Annotated in this window: 3 protein-coding genes; 2 read left to right on the top strand and 1 reads right to left on the bottom strand. The window is 68.6% G+C overall.

Annotation, left to right across the window (positions count from 1 at the left end; translation table 11 throughout):
* Nucleotides 1-134: 134 nt before the first annotated feature.
* Nucleotides 135-749, bottom strand: coding sequence for a class I SAM-dependent methyltransferase (locus tag sphsw_RS13145; protein ID WP_031441003.1), 615 nt, complete (start codon nucleotides 747-749; stop codon nucleotides 135-137).
* A gap of 181 nt (nucleotides 750-930) precedes the next feature.
* Here sphsw_RS13145 and sphsw_RS13140 point away from each other — a divergent pair, with 181 nt between their 5' ends.
* Nucleotides 931-1254 carry an antibiotic biosynthesis monooxygenase gene (locus sphsw_RS13140; RefSeq protein WP_031441002.1) on the top strand — a complete coding sequence of 108 codons (324 nt, stop codon included), beginning with the start codon at nucleotides 931-933 and terminating at the stop codon, nucleotides 1252-1254.
* A partial coding sequence (locus sphsw_RS13135; protein WP_031441001.1) for an MFS transporter occupies nucleotides 1251-1743 on the top strand: 493 nt, incomplete at its 3' end. The genes sphsw_RS13140 and sphsw_RS13135, both read left to right, overlap by 4 nt.

Genomic DNA, 1743 nt, shown 5'->3' with positions numbered 1-1743 from the left:
CGGGCCGCGGTCCGCGTCCGCCGCGTCGAGCCCGACGCCAAGGACCGCGCGCGGCTGCGGGCCGGCAAGCCCGCATCGGCGAGACCCGATGCCTCGCCCGACGAACTCGCCGCGCTGCGCGCGCGGCTGACGGATCAGTCCTTCCAGGCCCAGTAGAGCTGTGCCGGGGGCACGTTCCACCATTCCATGTCGTGATCGATCGATTCGAAATGCGGGGTGAGGAAGTCCTTCACCTTCGGGCTGAACTGATAGACCAGGAACGCGCCGCCGCTGCGCAGCACCGAATGCGTGCCGGCGGCGATCGCCGGACCGACGCCGGGGGGCAGCGTCGAAAAGGGCAGGCCCGAAAGGACATAGTCGGCCGATTCGAAGCCGTGATCGGCGACGATCTTTTCGACATCGGCCGCCGATCCGAGCACCGCCGAGAACCGCGGATCGGTGATCGTGTGGCGCAGATAGCGGATGAAATCGGGGTTGGTATCGATCACGATCAGCGTCGCGTCGGGCGCCATGCGGTCGAGAATCGGGCGGCAGAAAGTGCCGACGCCAGGTCCGTATTCGACGAACACCTTGGTGTTGTTCCAGTCGACCCGGCCGAGCATCTTGCGGATCAGCTTGTCCGAGGACGGCACGATCGAGCCGACCATGACAGGGTGTTTCAGGAATTCGGTGAAGAACATCTGCCACGGGGAGGGCACGCCGGCGGGGCGGGTGCGCGCGCGCCGGGCGGCTGTGGTCGGACTGGGCATCGTGTTCCTTACGATCAGGGATCCCGCGCGCACGCGAGGCTTTAAGCCCCCCGTCGCACGGATTCCAAACGTGTTTCAAGGCCTGCGGGTTGCATCACGCGACGAACCGCACCGAACGCGACCAGTGCACGGTGCCGCAACCCGCGCTTGCCAACCCCCGGGCTTGGCTTAAGCATTGGGCATGCACGACGATCGGACGGGCCAGACGGCGGTCATTTTCATGTCGAACCGTAACGGCACCGACCCCGCCGGCTATGCCGCGGCAGCCGCCGCGATGGAGGCGCTCGCCGCGACGCAGCCCGGCTATCGCGGGATCGACAGCGTGCGCGACGAAGCCGGGCTGGGGATCACGATCAGCTATTGGGCGGACGACGCCGCGGCGATCGCGTGGCGCGACGATCCCGACCATAGCGCGATTCGCGAGCGCGGGCGGGCGCTCTGGTATGACCGCTACCGCGTCACCGTCGCACGGGTCGAGCGTGACTATGACTGGGCGCGGCCATGACCGGTACTGGTCGCGAGGATGCGCGGATCGATCGTCGCTTCGCGCTGATGTTCCTTGTCATGCTGACGATCGCCGCGGGCAATACCGCGCTGCAATCGGTGCTGCCCGCGCTCGGCCGGTCGCTGGGCGTCGCCGACAGCGCGGTGGCAGGCGCGTTTTCGGTGTCCGCGCTGCTGTGGGTGATCGCCGCGCCGTTCTGGGCGAACCGGTCCGACCGGCATGGGCGCCGCGCGATGATTCTGCTCGGCATCGGCGGGTTCAGCGTGTCGCTGACATTGTGCGGACTGTTCCTGATGGCGGGGATCAACCACTGGATCGGCGGGACCGCGGCGTTCGGCTGCTTCATCGCCGGGCGGCTGATCTATGGCGCATTCGGTGCCGCCGCGCCGCCCGCGCTGCAGGCGCTGGTCGCGGGCGAGACGACGCGCGCGGAGCGGACCCGCGCGCTGACGCTGCTCGCTTCCGCCTTCGGGCTCGGCACGATCCTGG

The organism is Sphingomonas sp. FUKUSWIS1 (assembly GCF_000733135.1).
Taxonomy (GTDB): Bacteria; Pseudomonadota; Alphaproteobacteria; order Sphingomonadales; family Sphingomonadaceae; genus Sphingomonas; species Sphingomonas aerolata.
Note: the sequence above shows the minus strand (reverse complement) of the source record. Positions and strands in the feature narration are given on the sequence as shown.

Bases quoted from the DNA above. Each gene is read 5' to 3' on its own strand.
- sphsw_RS13145 (WP_031441003.1), bottom strand. From the start codon at position 749: ATGCCCAGTCCGACCACAGCCGCCCGGCGCGCGCGCACCCGCCCCGCC.
- sphsw_RS13140 (WP_031441002.1), top strand. From the start codon at position 931: ATGCACGACGATCGGACGGGCCAGACGGCGGTCATTTTCATGTCGAAC.